Annotated in this window: 16 protein-coding genes and 1 pseudogene; 8 read left to right on the forward strand and 9 right to left on the reverse strand. The window is 37.3% G+C overall.

Annotated features, from left to right (window positions below; all coding sequences use genetic code 11):
• Positions 1–61: 61 nt before the first annotated feature.
• Entirely contained in the window at positions 62–562 is a 501-nt protein-coding gene (locus ABID23_RS04300) for a type III secretion system chaperone family protein (protein ID WP_354189725.1), read from the forward strand.
• 53 nt (positions 563–615) lie between these two features.
• Here ABID23_RS04300 and ABID23_RS04305 read toward each other — a convergent pair whose 3' ends face one another.
• Together ABID23_RS04305 and ABID23_RS04310 are read right to left on the reverse strand one after the other, a co-directional pair.
• The gene (locus tag ABID23_RS04305) at positions 616–1956 is read right to left on the reverse strand and encodes an ATP-binding protein (protein ID WP_354189683.1); all 1341 of its coding nucleotides are present in this window, start codon (positions 1954–1956) and stop codon (positions 616–618) included.
• Positions 1957–1963: 7 nt separating this feature from the next.
• A complete protein-coding gene (locus ABID23_RS04310; protein ID WP_354189685.1) occupies positions 1964–2668 on the reverse strand; it encodes a response regulator in 705 nt (234 codons plus the stop codon).
• 160 nt (positions 2669–2828) lie between these two features.
• On the opposite strand from ABID23_RS04310, the gene ABID23_RS04315 reads away from it, so the two are divergent.
• Positions 2829–3479 (forward strand): MBL fold metallo-hydrolase, encoded by a 651-nt coding sequence (locus ABID23_RS04315; protein WP_354189687.1) that lies wholly within the window; start codon positions 2829–2831, stop codon positions 3477–3479.
• A gap of 59 nt (positions 3480–3538) precedes the next feature.
• Here the strand turns inward: ABID23_RS04315 and ABID23_RS04320 are convergent, their stop codons facing one another.
• Together ABID23_RS04320 and ABID23_RS04325 are read right to left on the reverse strand one after the other, a co-directional pair.
• Positions 3539–4237, reverse strand: a complete 699-nt coding sequence (locus tag ABID23_RS04320; RefSeq protein ID WP_354189689.1) for a BA14K family protein — start codon at positions 4235–4237, stop codon at positions 3539–3541.
• A gap of 518 nt (positions 4238–4755) precedes the next feature.
• On the reverse strand, positions 4756–4887 hold the full coding sequence (locus ABID23_RS04325; protein WP_354189691.1) for a hypothetical protein: 132 nt from the start codon (positions 4885–4887) through the stop codon (positions 4756–4758).
• Positions 4888–5544: 657 nt separating this feature from the next.
• Between ABID23_RS04325 and ABID23_RS04330 the strand changes: the two are divergent.
• A pseudogene (locus tag ABID23_RS04330) lies at positions 5545–5692 on the forward strand (integrase); the annotation flags it as partial.
• Positions 5693–6359: 667 nt separating this feature from the next.
• Here the strand turns inward: ABID23_RS04330 and uvrB are convergent.
• Together uvrB and ABID23_RS04340 are read right to left on the reverse strand one after the other, a co-directional pair.
• Entirely contained in the window at positions 6360–8657 is a 2298-nt protein-coding gene (gene uvrB, locus ABID23_RS04335) for an excinuclease ABC subunit UvrB (RefSeq protein WP_354189693.1), read from the reverse strand.
• Between the two features lie 263 nt (positions 8658–8920).
• Positions 8921–9241, reverse strand: coding sequence for an SH3 domain-containing protein (locus ABID23_RS04340; RefSeq protein ID WP_354189695.1), 321 nt, complete (start codon positions 9239–9241; stop codon positions 8921–8923).
• 314 nt (positions 9242–9555) lie between these two features.
• Between ABID23_RS04340 and greA the strand changes: the two genes are divergently transcribed.
• Together greA and ABID23_RS04350 are read left to right on the forward strand one after the other, a co-directional pair.
• Positions 9556–10029 (forward strand): transcription elongation factor GreA, encoded by a 474-nt coding sequence (gene greA / locus ABID23_RS04345; RefSeq protein WP_354189697.1) that lies wholly within the window; start codon positions 9556–9558, stop codon positions 10027–10029.
• Between the two features lie 6 nt (positions 10030–10035).
• Positions 10036–11094 carry a glycosyltransferase family 4 protein gene (locus tag ABID23_RS04350; protein WP_354189699.1) on the forward strand — a complete coding sequence of 353 codons (1059 nt, stop codon included), beginning with the start codon at positions 10036–10038 and terminating at the stop codon, positions 11092–11094.
• Between the two features lie 242 nt (positions 11095–11336).
• Here ABID23_RS04350 and ABID23_RS04355 read toward each other — a convergent pair whose 3' ends face one another.
• On the reverse strand, positions 11337–12725 hold the full coding sequence (locus tag ABID23_RS04355; protein ID WP_354189702.1) for a TrkH family potassium uptake protein: 1389 nt from the start codon (positions 12723–12725) through the stop codon (positions 11337–11339).
• Positions 12726–13024: 299 nt separating this feature from the next.
• Between ABID23_RS04355 and trxB the strand changes: the two genes are divergently transcribed.
• Both trxB and ABID23_RS04365 read left to right on the forward strand, forming a co-directional pair.
• Positions 13025–13978 (forward strand): thioredoxin-disulfide reductase, encoded by a 954-nt coding sequence (gene trxB / locus ABID23_RS04360; protein WP_354189704.1) that lies wholly within the window; start codon positions 13025–13027, stop codon positions 13976–13978.
• A gap of 39 nt (positions 13979–14017) precedes the next feature.
• Positions 14018–14923: a LysR family transcriptional regulator gene (locus ABID23_RS04365; protein WP_354189706.1), complete on the forward strand. Its 906-nt coding sequence runs from the start codon at positions 14018–14020 to the stop codon at positions 14921–14923.
• Between the two features lie 818 nt (positions 14924–15741).
• Here the strand turns inward: ABID23_RS04365 and ABID23_RS04370 are convergent.
• A complete protein-coding gene (locus ABID23_RS04370) occupies positions 15742–16944 on the reverse strand; it encodes a pyridoxal phosphate-dependent aminotransferase (protein ID WP_354189708.1) in 1203 nt (400 codons plus the stop codon).
• A 249-nt stretch (positions 16945–17193) separates the two neighbouring features.
• Between ABID23_RS04370 and ABID23_RS04375 the strand changes: the two genes are divergently transcribed.
• Positions 17194–17331 carry a hypothetical protein gene (locus ABID23_RS04375; protein WP_354189710.1) on the forward strand — a complete coding sequence of 46 codons (138 nt, stop codon included), beginning with the start codon at positions 17194–17196 and terminating at the stop codon, positions 17329–17331.
• A gap of 1168 nt (positions 17332–18499) precedes the next feature.
• On the opposite strand, the gene ABID23_RS04380 is transcribed toward ABID23_RS04375, so the two are convergent.
• On the reverse strand, positions 18500–18709 hold the full coding sequence (locus tag ABID23_RS04380; RefSeq protein ID WP_354189712.1) for a cold-shock protein: 210 nt from the start codon (positions 18707–18709) through the stop codon (positions 18500–18502).
• Positions 18710–18933: the final 224 nt, after the last annotated feature.

Below are 18933 nucleotides of genomic sequence, written 5' to 3' on the forward strand. Positions count from 1 at the left end.
TGTTGCAGTTTAGGCGGTTTATATTCTGTTGACAATGTTTTTTATATGATTGAGGATTATGATGAGGCTTGCATTTTGCACCACAGGAAGAGAAGAGCATCCTGTTGATTTTATAGAACAGATTGCCTGTAAATACGATTGGTCATTTGAACGGGATGCACAAGATGAAATTAGTGTTTGTGTGGAAGGAAAACGGGCAAATTATCGTCTTTCTTTTTCATGGATGGAAGAGCAGGAGGCTCTCCATTTAGCTTGTGCATTTGATCTTTCTATCGAAAAGGATCGAACAGAGGAAATGCATCGTCTATTGCTGGCAATTAATGAAAAATTGTTGCTAGGACATTTTGATTATTGGCAAGGGAATCATAGCGTTATTTATCGGCAAGGGCTTCTTTTGGCTGGAGGAGTGCATCCATCTCATATACAGGTTGAAACATTATTGATACACGCACTTAAAGTCTGTGAAAGCTATCATATTGCTTTCCAGATGGTTGCTGGGTGCGGCGAAAGTGCACGCAAGGCATTACAATATACTTTGTTTGAGACGGTAGGAAATGCCTAAATTGTTAAGTTTTTTCATGGTTTTTATCTTATAGATAATTTATGAGATTTTATTCATAGGGGGATATCGATAATGGCACGCAAGCCCCCTAGTGGGCTATCATCGAGTTGAATATTTCCTCCATGACTACGGGCTATGTCTTGGGCAATGGAGAGACCAAGTCCTGTTCCTCTCGCATCTTGATTTCGTGCTTTATCGAGCCTAAAGAACGGTTTAAAGACTTCTGTGCGCATATTTTTATGAATTCCAGGACCATCATCGTCAATCATCATGATGAGAGTGTCTTGTTGAGATATGGCTGTTAGTTTGACAGTATGAGCGTAACAAAATGCATTTGATACAAGATTATTGACCAGACGGGTAAAAGCTTGGGGGCGGGCTTGTATTTTCGTGGGACCTTCAATGTTATAGAAGAATTGTCGCTTATAAAGATGAGCATCGGCGGAAAATTTTTGCATAAGGGTATTTAAATCAAAGATTTTAACATTCTCACTTCCTTCACCGCGGGCGAAAGCAAGATAGTCCTCTAACATATTTTGCATGTCGCTGACATCTTGTTCTAATGGCTTAATGTCAAAGTCAGTGTCTACTAATGCTAACTGAAGTTTAAAACGTGTGAGAATGGTTCTTAAGTCATGGCTTACGCCTGAGAGCATCATGGTGCGTTGTTCGATTTGGCGTTCAATACGTTCACGCATGCGGAGAAAAGCAATGCCAGCGCGTCGAACTTCATCAGCTCCTTGTGGTTGAAAATCTTTTGGTAAAGGACGACCACGTCCAAAGCTTTCTGCTGCTTCAGCCAATTGTTGAATTGGTTTTATTTGATTACGTAGGAAGTAAATTGCTATCAGCAACAAAACAAGAGCTGTTCCAACCATCCAGCTTAAAAAAATATCAGTATTAGAAGCGTAAGCTTGGCTACGCAATGCAAAGACACGCAAAATATTGTGACCAAGGTGAATGCGGATTTCGACAAGATCAGAATCTCCAACCGTATCAATCCAGAAGGGGCGATTAATTTGACGCGTAATTTCTTCACTTAAAAAATAATCAAGAATTGCAAAAAATGGTTTCGGTCCAGGAGAAGGAAGAGGGGCAGGAGGAAGAATGGAGATATTGAGTCCCATACGTTGCTGTGCAATACGTTTGATATCTTCATAGTTATCTTTTTGGGGATATGTTTCAATGATATCGATAATGGCTGAAATATCATGAACAACAGCCATGGAAAGACGCTCAGTCACCATTTGCCAATGGCGTTCCATAAAAACGTAAGCAATGACCGTTTGCAAAAGAACCATGGGAGCAATAATGATGATTAAAGAGCGAGCATAAAGCCGTTTAGGCATCTTCTTTGTCAACCATCGGATCATTTTTTTTGAGGCGTTGATCATGCTATGCTTACTCAATTGAAAGTTTATAACCTATTCCTCGCACAGTTTGGAGCCATATGGGGAGCGCTGGGTTTTGTTCGATCTTACGGCGTAGACGGTTGATCTGTACGTCAATAGCACGTTCACTAATATTTTTATCATCCATTGCAAATTTATGACGTGGAATGATGTCACCTGCGTTTTCTGCAAAGAGAACCATCATTTTTTGTTCTTTATCGGTTAGTTTGATTACTTCTCCTCTTTTTTTAAGTTCGCGTCGTGCAATGGAAAATATATATGGTCCAAAAATGATTTGCTCAATCTTAGGTTGGTTGAGTGGCAAACCGCGTCGTAAAATGGCGTTGATACGGAGTAGAAGTTCACGAGGGTCAAATGGTTTAGAAAGATAGTCATCAGCACCTGCTTCTAAGCCGTGGATGCGATTGTTTATCTCTGACAGAGCTGTGAGCATGAGAATGGGAACGTTTTTAGTTTGACGGAGTGAGGTGGTAAGATCAATACCATTTTCTCCGGGCATCATGATATCAACTATAAGAAGATCAAAATCTAAGCTTGCAAGTTGTCTTCTTGCCTCATCTGCATTTGCTGAGACGGAAACACGAAATCCATTTTTAAGAAGAAATTGAAATAAAAGACTGCGAATACGGGTGTCATCATCAATCACAAGAAGGTGAGGGGCATTGTCACACAAAGCTTGAACGTGATTGCTCATTCTTAAAAAACCTTGATAAAAATTTAGTTTACACTAAAATTTAACTTACACTAAATGCAAGTTTACATAAGTTGTATAAAGCTGTCGAGCAGCACCTTTACCTTAAAAGAGAGAAAGTTTTATTTTTAAATTTAAAAAAGTTATTTTTGAAAAGGATATTATGGGTAGTCTTAATATATATATTATTCCAGTTACAACATTCCAACAAAATTGTACTTTGCTTTTTGATAGTGAATGTAAAACGGGGGTTCTCGTTGATCCTGGTGGTGATTGGCCGCGGATTCAAGACGTAATCGAAAAGAATGGTGTTATTGTTGAGGCTATTTGGATAACACATGGTCATTTTGATCATGTAGGAGCAGCAATGCAAGTGAAAGAAGCGCTTAATGTAAAAATTATCGGTTCACATCGCGATGATAAGCCTGTGATGGATGCCGTGAGCGAAAGCGCAAAAAATTATGGTATCACTGATGCTTGCATCTGTATCCCTGATCAATGGTTAGAAGATGGTGAGTGCGTTCATTTTTCTGGACATGTATTTAAGGTTTTTCACACCCCAGGACATTCCCCTGGTCATGTTATTTATTTCAATGAAAAAGAGCGCTTAGCCCTCTTGGGTGATGTTCTCTTTCGTGGTTCTATTGGACGTACAGACTTCCCCTTCTGTTCTTATGAAAAATTGATGCAATCTCTTCGAGAAAAAGTTTTACCTTTAGGGGATAATGTTCGTTTCATTTGTGGGCATGGTCCTGGAAGTCACTTAGGTTATGAACGCCAATGGAATCCTTTTCTTCAAGAACTTAAAATATAACCGAAAAAACATTTTAAAGTGTTTTTTCGGTCCTTAAAAATTTTTCTAGAGTGTTATAGTTAATTTAATGGAGCGTAGCACAAATGATCTAAACCGTCATACCCTCTGAAAGTACCTGTTTTTGGATTGAATGAACGGTATTTTTTCTTGCAATATTGAAGCCAGCCACGAGTCCATGGTTCGTGGAGTTGTTGATATGTTGCCGTTGAATTAACTTCATAAATGACTTGATTTTGTGGAATTTGTTGATACACAACTTGCGGAACTTCTTGATATACCACTCGTTGTTGCGGTACCGCTTGATAGATAATTTGCGGTTGTTCTGGTTTCTTCAAGACATTACCAAGAACGGCACCCGCTGCAAGACCAAGAATACCCGCCGCTAAAGCATCTCCTGAGTTATGATTATCTACGTGATGTTTATGTATATGGCGGTGTGTTACCGTTTTGCGCTCAACATAATGATATGTTTTGCGTTCAACATGGTGACGTTTTTGCTCCTTCTTTTTACGGTCAACATGATGATTGTGATGGTGGTGGTAATCATGAAAATGGTTTCCAAAATTGTGAGAATGGAAATCAGCTCTTTTTTGCATTTGCTTCATCATATCATCTATTTTTTTGTTTGTTTCTTCCATTTCCCTCGTAACATGATCACCATGAGACCATGTTATATCAGCAAGCGTTGTATCTAATGGCACTAAAATAGTTGCCGTTGATATTGCCGATAATACCGCTAATTTGGTAAAGTTTTTCATAGCGACACTCCTTAGTAAACTCGTATTCTCCGCATTGTACATGTACGAAACTGAATATAATCTGAATGATTTTAGGCTTTATTTTGACAAAAAGAATAAAAATTCACTTTATTAAAGTTATATTATAAAACTATACAATAAAAATAACCTAAAGAGCTTATTGTTCCAAAATATGCACTCTTTAGATCAATTTATCAAGAATGTTTTATCGTTAATAACCCCTATCGTCATTATTAGAATTTACATGAGATGATATTATTAAGTTTCTTTATTCAGTGATCTTTAATACACAAAATAAAAAAGTAAAAAAAGAAATGTTACTTGTATTATGATAGGTTAATACTAAGAAGCGAGTACGATGATAGATACGCTCTATTTTATTTTGGCATATAATTGTAAAATGGTTGCTGCATCTGTCATGGAGAGTGTTTTTTGTCTCTACGATTCAATTATGGAAACAAGAGAAAAATCTATGAGAATAAGCTTCAAATCTACTTTTTTGTAATTTTTCTTTGTAATTATTGTGACATATAATTTGTACGAATGGGACTATGGCCGATAGCAAAGAAATCATCACGAAACAGCAAGCGCTCTTGTTCTAGAATTTTTAGAACTTTAAATGATAAGAACACGTGAAATTCTGTTGTCACACTGCACTTTTCCCCATATTTGCAGGAGGAGTTGTTTAAATCTTTCCATAAGTGGTGATCTTTACGCATATAATGAAGAGGATTCGTGCGAACACATGTAAGAATAATGAGACATAAAGCCAAATAGGTTAAGTCTTACCATTTGGTATTTTATAAAAATCAATGTTTCTTTTCAATCCATTGCAGATAAGTTTTTGACTTTATAACGCCGTTTATTTAAGAGGTCGCATGTTTTTCTGTTGCGTGTAAGGCAATATTTAGTCGCAACGTAGCAGTATGTTTGATATGAACATTAAAATGATAGAGTGCTTTATAAGCAGTTCCAGCTTTTGTATGTCAAATGGTGGTAAGTGTATTGCGTATATTTACCGGCGTAATCTTTGAAATAGGTAGATAGTATTATTTTCTCAATTTATTTATTTATATAGATAATTTAGCGTTTTTCATATTGAATGAGAGTTCCGAATAACGTAAAATTCTTTTATTTTAAACCTGCTTATCTTGAATCAATTAAAACCACATCCTTGTACGTCATAAGTGGGATGAATTTGTAGATCAAATTTGTATAAGAAAGGACTAAAAATAGCTCTTATGAACTTATCTTAGCAATGGCTATCGTAACATCCACGAGTTGGCAAATAGTGTGATGATGCCGGTTTGCTTCTCGATAAGCGTAAAGATGGAGGTGCTGGGTGGATTTACCGTTATATCCTTCACGGGTGTTGATGTGAAATGGGCTTGGGATGCTTTGAGAGATGTTTCTTTAAAACAAGTCCGTAAATGTATAAATCAATGGCGTTCTGTTTGACGTGAGGAGTATGTCCCCATTAAAAAACACCATCTTTATGCTGATGAAGGAGAAAGCTAGAAATATCATTTTATTTTCCAGCGCGTGTGTACTGTAAAGAATATGGCATTGAGAGGTTCATAAGAGGCATTTCTACTCTATTGTCTTATAAAGTTTTTATCTAAACGCTAATCCCATTTATAAACCTATAAGAGGATAATTTTGATTAGTTTAACATAAATAAAATTTGAAAGGGGGAAACTCTGCAGCATTGTGCTTTCATTTAACATGTAAAACGATAGGTTATCATTATAAACAAATGACTACCCCTATTATGGTGAAGTTTTCTTTTTTCATATATGATTGACAAGAGTACGACCTTTTTTGAGTACTTTTTAAGAAGTTGACGAATACAAAATCGGGTTATGCACTGTATCATTATTACTCAACATGGATGGTGGCTATAGAGTTTTTATGGTTGATAAATATTGGAATGAGACAGACTTTCTAAAAAGACAATATAATAAGCTCTTGTTGGTATCATTTTTTCTTTATGTTTTTTGCCAAATAGACGTATCAATGAAATGCAGGATATCTATTTTATAGAATTATGATGTTTCTTGGTTGTTTTATGTGATTTTAGAAAATTAAGATTGGCTTTCAATGTTCTGAGAACTTTGTATCATTATTTTTTACTGTTTTTTTTAAGAGTATTTTTATGCACTTTTCTTTTGTTCTTTGGATTTTTTGAAATATCGGTATTTAGGGGTGTCTCTTCCTGATTAAGGCCTGATTTGATGAGGACATTTAATTGCATCATAGGCTCGTGGGTGGGGTGTTCCTCATGATGTTTTAAAGGATTATCTGTAAGTGTTAGTTCTATTTTTTGCAATTTTTTGATTTCATCACGAAGTCGTGCCGCTTCTTCAAAATTAAGATCAGCTGCAGCTTCACGCATTGACTTTTCCAAGGATTGAATATGGGTTGCTAGATTATTGCCAACCATATTTTTTTGCGTGATAAAGTCAGGAATATTATGAGGACTATTGTTGTTTTCTTCGTTTGATTTGAGAATATCGTCGATATTTTTTTTGATACTTGTCGGTGTGATATGATGTTTTTCATTATATTCTATCTGCTTTTTTCGACGTCTTTGTGTTTCTTGTAAGGCTCGTTCTATAGAGCCAGTCATGGTATCAGCATAGAGTATAACGCGTCCGTCTACGTTGCGTGCAGCGCGTCCGATTGTTTGGATGAGCGAGGTTTCTGAGCGTAAAAAACCTTCTTTGTCAGCATCCAAAATAGCAACAAAACCGCACTCTGGAATATCAAGGCCTTCTCGGAGCAGGTTGATACCGATGAGGACATCAAAGGTGCCAAGCCGTAAGTCACGAAGAATTTCAATACGTTCTAAGGTATCAATATCAGAATGCATATAGCGTACCCGAATCCCTTGTTCATGGAGATATTCTGTCAAATCTTCGGCCATACGTTTGGTTAGCACTGTGACTAAGGTACGGTAACCTTTTTGAATTGTTTTACGGATTTCGTTTACGACATCATCGACTTGATTGGAGGCTTTGCGCACTTCTGTTGATGGATCAACAAGTCCCGTTGGGCGAATAATTTGTTCGGCAAAAATACCATGAGACTGCTCTATTTCCCAGCGTCCAGGGGTTGCAGAGACAGCAATAGTTTGCGGACGCATGGCGTCCCACTCTTCAAAGCGTAAGGGACGATTGTCCATACAAGAGGGCAGACGAAATCCATATTCTGCGAGGGTTGCTTTTCTTCGGAAGTCACCACGATACATACCACCAATTTGAGGAATAGTGACATGACTTTCGTCGATAAAAACAAGAGCATTATGGGGAATATATTCGAACAAGGTTGGTGGGGGTTCACCGGGTTTTCGGCCTGTTAAATAGCGTGAATAATTTTCGATTCCCATACATGAGCCCGTTGTTTCCAGCATTTCCAAATCAAACATTGTACGCTGTTCTAAACGTTGTGCTTCTAAAAGGCGCCCAGCTGTATTCAATTCATCGAGACGTTGAACCAGTTCCGTTTTAATCGCTTTCATTGCTTGATTTAATGTTAGACGTGGTATGACATAGTGTGAATTAGCGTAAATTTTAATAGATGGAAGATCACCTGTTTTTTGTCCTGTAAGAGGATCAAACTCAATAATTGCTTCCACTTCATCACCAAAGAGCGAAATACGCCAGGCTCGATCTTCGAGGTGGGCTGGAAAAATCTCGATTGTGTCGCCTCGGACACGAAAAGAACCACGAATAAAATTAATGTCTTGTCGATAATAGTGTTGAGAAACTAAATCCGCTAGGAATTGTCGTTGATTGAGTTTGTCGCCCTTGTCTATTTGCAAAGTCATAGCCGTATAGGTTTCTACCGAGCCAATTCCGTAGATACAGGACACAGAGGCCACAATAACGACATCATCACGTTCAAGTACAGCGCGTGTTGCGGCATGGCGCATACGGTCAATTTGTTCATTAATAGAGGATTCTTTTTCGATATAAGTATCAGAGCGTGCAACATAAGCTTCAGGCTGATAATAGTCGTAATAAGAAACAAAATATTCGACGGCATTTTTGGGAAAAAAACGCTTAAACTCTCCGTAAAGTTGCGCTGCTAAAGTTTTATTTGGCGCTAAAATGAGAGTAGGACGCTGTGTCTTTTCAATGACTTTAGCCATTGTATAAGTTTTCCCTGATCCGGTAACACCTAAAAGCACTTGTGTACGCTCTTCTTTTTTAATGCCTTCAACCAGGGTTTTAATTGCTTGAGGTTGATCTCCTGCAGCTTCAAAAGATGTTTCGAGTTGAAATGGAATTCCACCTTCCGATTTTTCAGGACGAATAGGGCGGTGGGGTGTCCATAATTCGCCATTCTTAAAAAGAGGATTACCAGAAGCAATCAGAGCAGAAAGAGCTTCGACTGTTGCTGTGACACCGTTTTTCATTATTGTATCCTTTTAAGATAGAAGAGCTTTTGGCTTTAGAGAAAAGACTAAATTTTACAACTTTATCCCAATGATGGCAAAATGTTACCGAGCTGTTTTTTGCAGGCAGGTTGAATACTTCATACGATATTTGATAAGTTTTCAATATCAAGAAAGTTCTTTGAAGTATTTCTTGGAAGGAAGTCATGTTTACGATTTCTCATGGGCACCATTTTATTATAATAATATGCTATAGAGTGTGGGCTAAATATTCACGGTCGTCGTTACGGAGAAGGATCGCATCTAATGTGATTTTTTTCTGAAAATATTGTGTATATGTGATAAAGGTCATTGGCATCTTTAAAAGAAAGGTAGCGAGCTGATACCCAGCCTGTTTTTGTGTTATATTGAACATGGCACCAGTTCCCTTTACAAGCTTTGACAAACACCAGTCTACCTGCAGGGATTAAACCACAACGCGCGTACTGAGTGCCTGGTCCTGTTCTAAAGTTAAGGTTTTCTGTCACAAATGCATCCACGGCTCTGGACTCTGTTATGGGTAAAAAGAGAGGAACAAGCATAAAAAAAACGACTAATTTTTTCATTTTTTTGCAAAGGATTCCTTTAGAGTTTTTTCTCTTCATACCAACCCTCTTCTAAGCTATAATAAAACAGAAAGAAAGACAATTGTTTCTTCCTGTTTACGAGAAGTGAAGCGTGGCATTTCTAAGTTTTAAAATATTAAAGAACCTAAATATAATTGGTGAATAGTTTGCTTTCTTTTTTATTTTTTATATGGAAAACAAGCATACCGTACTATATAGTAAGAGAGGTTATGGTTTTCGGATTCCAGAAGTAATTTTGGAAGCCGTTTTTTGTATTTTTATTAAACCTTCCGTGTAACAGAAAGGGACGGATTATGGAAAAAGTTCCGATGACTACAGCTGGTTTTGAAAGTCTTAAAGAAGAGTTACGGTGGCGTCAACAACAGGAGCGTCCACGGATTATTGAAGCAATTTCTGAGGCGCGTGCGCATGGTGATCTGTCAGAAAATGCCGAATATCACGCTGCGAAAGAGGCACAAAGCCATAATGAAGGGCGTATTAATGAGCTTGAGGATTATATTGCGCGGGCAGAAGTGATTAACGTTTCTCGTCTTTCAGGTGATCAAATTAAATTTGGAGCCACGATTAATCTTTTAGATGAAGATACTGAAGAAAAAAAGGTTTACCAGATCGTTGGTGATCAAGAAGCTGATGTGAAGACCGGTAAAATATCTATTTCATCACCTATTGCACGTGCACTCATTGGCAAGCAAGAAGGCGATGTCATTGAAGTGAATGCACCAGGAGGTACACATAATTACGAAATTATTAAGGTTCAGTATATCTAAGTTATTATGCGTGTATCTTTAGAAGAAATAGAGATTATTGCTCTTCACTTTAAAAAGCGTTTGTCAGGCGTAACATCTACGGTTATTCAGCTTATTCCCATGCAGCGAAAGCAGGGGGTGCGTATAGCTACTTTTGGGTTTGGATTGCCAGCACATTTGCCAGCTCTTGCTTTTAAGTCGCTTTTTGGGCTTTGGAAAAGCCCAAAAGGTAGGTCGTTTCGTATTTTGCACGCACGGCGCAATATTGAAATGCTTTATGGGATCTTTTTGCGTGATGTATTGAAAATGAAGCTTAAACTTGTCTTTACATCAGCATCTCGGCGTTATCATAAACCTTTTACCAAATGGTTGATTCGCCGTATGGATAAAGTGATTGCTACCAGTGTTTATACAGGAGCTTATCTGGAAGTGCCTCATCAGGTCATTATGCATGGGGTAGATATAAGGCGTTTTTCGCCACCAAAAACGCTTGATGATCGCTTTTCTGCATCAGGCTTACCAGGAAAATATGCAGTCGGGTGTTTTGGGCGTGTGCGTTATTTTAAGGGGACTGATATTTTTGTGGATGCAATGATCGAGTTATTGCCTCGTTATCCTGAGTGGACAGCGCTTATTGCTGGTCGCACGACAGAACAACATTATAACTTTGAAAAGAAACTGCGCCAGAAAATTGCTAAAGCGGGTTTGGAAGATCGTATTATTTTTCTTGGTGAAGTGCTCGATACACCTCTGTGGTATCGTCGTTTGTCTCTTTATGTGGCACCTTCTCGTACAGAAGGTTTTGGTTTGACACCATTGGAAGCAATGGCATCACAGACAGCTGTTGTGGCGAGTGATGCGGGAGCTTATGAAAAATTGGTGGTGGAGGGAACAGGAGCGGTTGTGAAAGCAGGAGATGGTTCAGCTTTAACAACGGCAATTGAGCCTTATTTGGCTAATTTGAAAAAAACAATGGAAGCAGGAGAAAAAGCTTTAGATCATGTTCGTACCCACTTTTCTTTAGAAAAGGAGGCTGCCGCAATTGGGAGCGTTTATGAGGAAATCTTTGCGGATAAAAATTCCTAAATGCAGTAGAAATCTTGCTATGAAGTAAAAAGAATGCGTTATCCTTACAAACCTCTTCGGGGACCATTGATAAAGCAGAGTATTGACTTTAATTGATGTGAGAGTTCTTGAATAATAAGTTTTTGTTTTTCATCTCTTTTAAAGGGGCTGTATATTAAAATAACATGATATAAAATCTCACTTTATGTTCGTTTGATATTGTTTATATGATTGTGTATTTGAATTTTTTTTAAGTTTCAAAATTATTCACGCCAAAAAGCAGGAATGAAAAGTACAAATATTGTTATAATTTCAAGACGCCCAGCTAGCATCAAAAAGCTTAAAATCCATAAAGCACCATCGTTGATTGTAGAAAAATTTCCAGCAGGGCCAATAATGTTCCCAAAACCTGGACCCACATTGGAAAGAGCGGTTAAGACGCCTGTAAAGGCAGAAGTGAAGTCGAGACCCGTCATAAGTAAAAATGCAGTGCCAATGATGAGACAGAACATGTAAAGACATACAAAGAACAAAACGGCTTTAGCAGCATCACTTGATATATTTGAATGATCGTAACGTGCCTTTACCACAACATGGGGTGAGAAAAGTTTTTCTAGATTTGTTTGTGTAATTCGCCAAAGAATAATTAAGCGATTAATTTTCATGCCACCAGAGGTAGAACCAGCACAACCACCAGTGAAAGAAACGATGAAAAAAATACCAAGGGCAAAAGGTCCCCAAAGTTGATAGTCTTCGGCACTATAACCAGTGGTGCTAATGATAGACGTCAGGTGAAAAATGACATCAAGAAAAACCAAGTGGAAAGTACGATGGTCATGAAATTGCAACCATGCGGCTAAAGCAAAGCTGAAGATAAAAACAATATGAAGGAAAATGATGACTTGCGGATCAATAAAGCGTTTAGAGTGGCCAGGAAGGACTAATTTAACATAAAGGACGAAAGGTAGTGCTGAGAGCAACATAAAGATCGTTGAAATAATAAGAATGGCTGGTTTATCAGAAAAATAGCCAAAAGAAGCGTCATGGGTTGAGAATCCAGCTGTTGCTACTGTGCTCATTGCATGGTTGATAGCGTCAAATAAGCTCATGCCAGAAGCAAAATAGGAAAGCATACAAGCCAGTGTTAACCCAACATAAGCGATGATAATTCCATTAGCAATTTGATTGATACGGGGCAGTATTTTTTCAGATTTATCTGATGATTCCATATGAAAAAGTCGAACACCCCCAACACGCAGTGAAGGCAAAAGCAATAAGGCTAAACCAATAAAACCAATGCCTCCAATCCAGCATATGATAGAACGCCATAACAAAAGGCTACGTGATAAATTATCAAGACCAGTAAGGACTGTAGAGCCTGTTGTTGTAATTCCAGAGACAGCTTCAAAGATTGCTGCTGCAAGAGAAATGGGAAGAGGAGAAAGATAAAGGGGTAATGCACCCACAATGCTCCCTGTGAGCCAAAGACAAACAGTGAGAATAAAGCCAAGTCGTGCTGAAAAACGACAGGTAGCCCCCTTTGTTGCTAAAAGAATTAATGTTGCTAACACGGTGGTTATCGCGCAAGAGTAAAGAAAAACGACCCAATTAGGGTTGTTGTCGTGTAAGCCAACAAAAATTGGTAGAAGCATTGCTCCTCCCATGATAAATGCAAAACGTGCACAGACATTGATAATAAATTGAAAAATGACCGTTTCCTATCCTCAGATTTATTTTATGACTGTTTTGTTCTCATAAGAATTTACGTTTATCTCTTTATACGATAAAAGTGAATGCCTACATTAAGCACGACTTGGTGGCTTGACAATCGAAATTTTTTGTCAATTTTGGAAAACAGTACGTATACACCATAATTGAGGCTATTGAAAAATGTTTTTTATAGGCGGTATTTCATTATAATATATAGTTATTCTTCAATAAAGGGGATTCTATGGAACAATTGCATATTCGCTTGCTTATTCTTGGCTCAGGGCCAGCTGGTTATACAGCGGCGATCTATGCGGCAAGAGCGATGCTCAAGCCGGTTTTGGTTACGGGGGTACAGCAAGGTGGACAGTTAACAATTACAACGGATGTTGAAAATTATCCAGGTTTTGCTGATCCTATTCAAGGACCGTGGTTAATGGAACAAATGGCAAAACAAGCTGAAAATATGGATGCAAGAATTATCTATGATCATATTGTGAAGGCTGATTTGCGGCAATATCCTTTTCTCTTATATGGAGATTTAGGAAATCAATATCATTGTGATGCCTTGATTATTGCAACGGGAGCAAAAGCGCGCTGGCTTGGCTTGGAAAGTGAACAAACCTTTATGGGAGGAGGGGTTTCTGCTTGTGCAACATGTGATGGATTTTTTTATCGTGGTAAGGATGTCATTGTTGTGGGAGGAGGAAATACAGCTGTTGAAGAAGCTCTTTATTTATCGCATTTGGCAAAGAGTGTAAGCGTAGTTCATCGGCGCAATCATTTTCGGGCAGAAAAAATTCTACAAGATAGATTGCTTGCTTGCGATAATGTACGTATTCTTTGGGACCATGTGGTAGAAGAAATTGTTGGTTTACCAGCTCAGGATTCAAAAGGAGCCGTTGTTACTGGGGCACGTCTTAAAAATGTTAAAACGGGTCAAGAGACTAAGGTGGATGCGGAGGGAATATTTATTGCTATTGGGCATGATCCTGCCGTTTCTTTATTTGAAGGACAATTGAAACAAAAGCAAGGCGGCTATCTGTGGACAGCCCCCGATTCAACAGCAACAAGCATTTCTGGTGTTTTTGCTGCAGGTGATGTAACAGATGAAATATTCCGTCAAGCTGTCACTGCAGCAGGAAGGGGGTGTATGGCAGCGTTGGAAGCAGAACGCTTTTTAGATATGCGAACATAAAAAATTATTGAAACAGTAAAAAAAACTATAGGTAAAATTGTGACGTCGCCATTGGATTGGGATAAGTTAAGAATTTTTCATGCTGTGGCAGAGGCTGGCTCTTTTACACATGCAGCCCAAAATCTTCATTTATCTCAATCAGCTATTTCTCGACAGGTTTCGGCTTTAGAACAAGATGTTGGGGTATCTTTGTTTCAGCGTCATGCTCGTGGATTAATCTTAACCGAGCAGGAAGAAATTCTTTATCGTACGACCCATGATGTTTTAATGAAGCTTGAAAGTGCTCGCTCACAATTAAGTGAAAGCTGTGAAAAACCCACGGGAGATTTGCGTATTACATCGACATTTGGAATGGGCGCAGGATGGCTTGTGGAGCGTATGCCTGAATTTCTTGGTCTTTATCCGGATATCCGTGTTCAACTCTTGTTTGATGATAAAGAACTTGATTTAACGATGCGTCAAGCAGACTGTGCTGTTCGCTTACAGCAACCTCAACAGCCTGATCTTATACAAAGAAAATTATTTACAATTCATATGCATGTTTATGCCTCTGAGAGTTATATTGCAAATTATGGTAAACCAGAAACATTATCTGAGCTAGATTCACACCGTATTATTTCATTTGGTGAATCTGCACCACCTTATTTGGCTGGTTTAAACTGGTTGGAAAAGGCTGGTAGAAGTGATGGGTCTTTGCGCCTGCCAGTTTTACGAATCAATAATATCATTTCAATTAAGAATGCCATTATGTGCAATCTCGGGATCGCTGTTCTACCTGATTATATTGTTAATAATGATGAGCGGCTTGTGCGTCTTTTTCCTGAAGTTGTTGATATTCCCTCTTTTGATACTTTTTTTTGTTATCCTTATGCTTTAAAGAATTTGGCAAAGCTTAGAGCTTTTCGAGATTTTATTTTTTTAAAAGCGCGTCATTGGTCTTTTTAATGTGTGGCCATTCTTTCAGCTATGTATTTATTGCATAGCTGTTACGCTTAAGTTTTTATTGTGCTTTTTCTTATAAAGTGACATAGAGTATTATCTCTTGATTATGTTGCCTCCCATTGCATTTTCTTGAGTGTTCCCTTACGAAAATCTTTCGGATTGATTTTATCTCTGAAGATTTTCCAGACTTGCCGGACTTATGTCCGGCTTTTTTTTATTTTTTAAATAGCATCTAAAAATGTAAATGTCTTGGAAGATAATAAAAAAATTAAAGGAACTGTATGAGTCTTGAACAGTTTTTGAAGTATATTAAGCTTTGCTGAAAATCTTTGAATAGTTCTGATCTTTTCAAGAGAGAAAGGATTTAATTGAGAAACAGAGCATTTATAAATATAGAAGCTTTAGTTAAGAATTATATATTTTACTCGTATGAAAAATACTCTGAGTTATAAGAAGCACCCACTATTTTGCATATCGTAATTTTTTATTTCAAGTTTTTGTTTATGTTGAATTAAGATAAAATCATTGACTTGCGCATCAAAAATAGGAAGGTATATAAAAATTATTTTACAAGGAAAAAGTGCTTTTTATAGATTATAGAGTTATCATAGAAACATGTGTTAATAAATATATAACGGTGCTCGTTCATTCCTTGAGCAACAACACAACTTGATTTGAGAATTCCATGATAAAAAATCTATTTTCGTACATATAAATTTTTCACAGAATTTGATCTATTTACGACCTAAATCTAAAAGTTATAAACTTCCGTATAAAGCGATTGATAATAAAGCTTTCATGATAGATCGTATTTGAAATTTTTAACGTAAATTATTACAAAAGCGTTGAATACGTGAGCAAGCTTCTTCAAGAAACTTTTCTGATGTCGCATAAGAAATACGAAAGGTTGGACCAAGTCCAAAAGCAGATCCATGGACAACAGCAACCGCTTCTGTTTCCAGAAGGGCTATGACAAAGTCTTCGTCATTTTTAATGATTTTGCCTTCAGGGGTCTTTTTTCCGATAAGATCTGCACAGGAAGGATAAACATAGAAAGCACCTTCCGGCGTCGGGCAGTGGATGCCAGGAGCTTGGTTTAACATGGAAACGACAAGGTCACGGCGCGCTTGGAAAATACTTTTATTTCGTGCAATGAAATCTTGTGGACCATTGAGCGCTTCGATAGCTGCCCATTGAGAAATAGAGCTCGCACCGGATGTTTGCTGGCCTTGAATGATATCCATAGCTTTAATTAACTCTTGTGGACCGCCTGCATAACCGATCCTCCAACCTGTCATAGCATAAGCTTTAGAAACACCGTTCATCGTGAGGGTGCGATCGTAAAGCTTTGGTTCTACTTCTGCTGGAGTGACAAAAATAAAATCCTCATATGTTAAGTGTTCATATATATCATCGCTCAGAATATAGACATGAGAATATTTGACTAAAACATCCGTTAGCTTTTTTAACTCCTCATGCGTATAAGCAGCTCCCGATGGATTTGAAGGAGAGTTAAAAATAAACCACTTGGTTTTTTGGGTAATGGCAGCTTCTAACTCTTGTGGTTGAAGTTTATAAGAAAACTCGGCTTTGGTTTTTATAAAAATAGGTTTTCCACCGTTGAGAGTTACCATTTCTGGATAACTGACCCAATAAGGGGATGGAATGATAACTTCATCTCCTTTATTTAAGGTTGCCATCAATGCATTAAAAAGGATTTGTTTTCCACCGGTTCCAACAATAATTTGCTCTGGCTGATAAGTGAGGTTATTTTCCCTTTTAAATTTTGCCACAACTGCTTGACGCAATTCTGGAATACCAGATATAGGAGTGTATTTTGTTTCTCCACGTCGAATAGCTTCAATGGCAGCATTTTTAACATTATCTGGTGTATCGAAATCTGGTTCTCCGGCACCTAAAGCAATGACATCACGACCTAGCGCTTTCAAGTTACGTGCTTTTTGAGAGACAGCAATTGTTGCAGAAGGTTTGACAGGAGCAAGCTTGTCGGCGATAAAAGCCATAATTTCAATCCTTATTGTGATATAAGTAAATGATTATTGATTTAGAACTATTCTATAAGAGATTACCTTGTATGCGATAGAAAATTGCAAAAATATCCTTAATTCACCTCTTTCAGTAAGTTTTTGCATAAAGATGGTCAGGTCCGGCTATATATCGCTTATAGAAATAGAAAACTTACTGCAAGTCTTACAGCAAGATTAGAGATATGTAAAGGATGTGCAGTCTACGGGGGAAAATTTCTATAATTTTTGTCAGGGTTGAAGATTTTTCTCATCGCTTTGTTGAATGTTTTTATTACCGATGAACATTTCAATGGATTGATTTATAGTCCAGTAAAGCGTTTGCTTTTTCCGTCACTTGCCAATCAGCATCCAACCCCAACATAGCGTCGTGTTTGAAATAAAGGTTAAAACGTTTCGGTATTTTGTAAGCGGTTTCAGTTTTTGTATGCCAAAAGGGTGCGAATATATTGCATATATCAGTTTGATTGATTTCTGAAACAAGAAGATAGTTTTATTAGGGGGAGATATAAAGATGTAAAGGTGAAAATCACTCTCCAGTTTTACCACTCACCCTTGAGTCCAGTTTTCCGATTTTCCAAAATATCTAATGCAATGTCTTTTAAATAATAAAGATTATGCATGGCTTCACACTTTTGTTAAGAAACATCTCTTAATGCTCTCAAATTTATTTCATGACGCTGTCTGTAAATAGAGTAATAGTAAGTTGAGCACCACTATTTTGACGTTTATGAAGCTAAAAGCCAGCGCCATCATTCTGTTTGTTAGTTGCAAAAGCTTTTGCATTGAGACGGTTCATAAGAGGAATGTTTAACTCGTTTTAAAACGTCTTTTGTTCACAGGTTTGTTCTGCTTATCAGGTAAAAACGAATAGTTCTATTTAGACGAATCTGAATAGGTTTGGAATGAAAAAATTTTATGATGTTTGTAACTCCCACTCAAGTTGAAAATAGTAATGATTGTTATAAATCAATGTATTTATTTTTCAGACAGCAGGGAATGTTGTATCCATTAAATATTGATATGTTAAAATATATGAATAAGATAAAAGTATTAGATTGAGAAGAAGTTATCGAAACTATGAGAGTGAATTTATAATAGTCAATATTACTTATTTATTCGTATTCCTGTTATTCTTTTTTGTTAAAATAAAAAAGTACAATATAATGATAATAAATATATTTGCAAAGAATAGTATCTGATCAGACATTGTTTTCAACAAACTCAACAAACGCATTTTTTTGCAATCCAATAAAATTTTTTACGCCATTTTTCAAAATGATGCCTCGTTCTCTTTTTGCACAGTGGAATTTTAGCACAAAGCTTAAGAGTTTCTTTTTAAAGAGAGGGGGATAGATTTTGGTCGGGAAATTGTAAAAGACTTAAGGGAAAAAGCAAGCGTATTGAGGATGATTATGCCAAGTAAAAAATGAGTACGTTTTTACAAAAGATTTTGTGTTTTTTTACAAAGAATAAAAAAACTCGCCTGTGAAGGCGAGGATTATTCATTGAAATGGAGCAGAATATTAAAAAATTAAAGTGCTGCGAGATTTCCAGCAGCAAATTTTCCAGAACGACGATCTTGAAGAACATCATAAGAGACTTTTTGTCCTTCGTTGAGACTGTTTAATCCAGAGCGCTCAACAGCGGAAATATGTACAAAGACATCTGCACTTCCATCATTAGGTTGAATGAATCCAAACCCTTTTGTTGTGTTAAACCACTTAACTGTTCCTGTAGACATAGGAAACTCCTTAGAATATAATAATATTGTGCACTGAAGCTCTATAACCCCCAGTGCGGTTTTAAGATCGAAATTAGGTGGGAGAAGCTTCGTTGAAAGTGCAGAATTGCACAGGAAAGAAAGTCACATAACCGAAAGTTCGATGAAACATAATATAAAAGCTTTGAGGATAAAAAGCAAGCCTTAATCAGTATTTTTATTACAAATAAAGGCTTGAGAGAGAA

Origin of the sequence: Bartonella silvatica (assembly GCF_040545155.1) — a bacterium.
Taxonomy (GTDB): domain Bacteria; phylum Pseudomonadota; class Alphaproteobacteria; order Rhizobiales; family Rhizobiaceae; genus Bartonella; species Bartonella silvatica.

What these genes read in the sequence shown, in the direction of transcription:
- ABID23_RS04315 (WP_354189687.1), top strand. Translation starts at nt 2,829, where the DNA reads ATGGGTAGTCTTAATATATATATTATTCCAGTTACAACATTCCAACAA.
- ABID23_RS04300 (WP_354189725.1), top strand. Translation starts at nt 62, where the DNA reads ATGAGGCTTGCATTTTGCACCACAGGAAGAGAAGAGCATCCTGTTGAT.
- ABID23_RS04370 (WP_354189708.1), bottom strand. Translation starts at nt 16,944, where the DNA reads ATGGCTTTTATCGCCGACAAGCTTGCTCCTGTCAAACCTTCTGCAACA.
- ABID23_RS04305 (WP_354189683.1), bottom strand. Translation starts at nt 1,956, where the DNA reads ATGATCAACGCCTCAAAAAAAATGATCCGATGGTTGACAAAGAAGATG.
- ABID23_RS04380 (WP_354189712.1), bottom strand. Translation starts at nt 18,709, where the DNA reads ATGTCTACAGGAACAGTTAAGTGGTTTAACACAACAAAAGGGTTTGGA.
- ABID23_RS04350 (WP_354189699.1), top strand. Translation starts at nt 10,036, where the DNA reads ATGCGTGTATCTTTAGAAGAAATAGAGATTATTGCTCTTCACTTTAAA.
- ABID23_RS04310 (WP_354189685.1), bottom strand. Translation starts at nt 2,668, where the DNA reads ATGAGCAATCACGTTCAAGCTTTGTGTGACAATGCCCCTCACCTTCTT.
- greA (WP_354189697.1), top strand. Translation starts at nt 9,556, where the DNA reads ATGGAAAAAGTTCCGATGACTACAGCTGGTTTTGAAAGTCTTAAAGAA.
- ABID23_RS04355 (WP_354189702.1), bottom strand. Translation starts at nt 12,725, where the DNA reads ATGCTTCTACCAATTTTTGTTGGCTTACACGACAACAACCCTAATTGG.
- trxB (WP_354189704.1), top strand. Translation starts at nt 13,025, where the DNA reads ATGGAACAATTGCATATTCGCTTGCTTATTCTTGGCTCAGGGCCAGCT.
- ABID23_RS04340 (WP_354189695.1), bottom strand. Translation starts at nt 9,241, where the DNA reads ATGAAAAAATTAGTCGTTTTTTTTATGCTTGTTCCTCTCTTTTTACCC.
- uvrB (WP_354189693.1), bottom strand. Translation starts at nt 8,657, where the DNA reads ATGAAAAACGGTGTCACAGCAACAGTCGAAGCTCTTTCTGCTCTGATT.
- ABID23_RS04320 (WP_354189689.1), bottom strand. Translation starts at nt 4,237, where the DNA reads ATGAAAAACTTTACCAAATTAGCGGTATTATCGGCAATATCAACGGCA.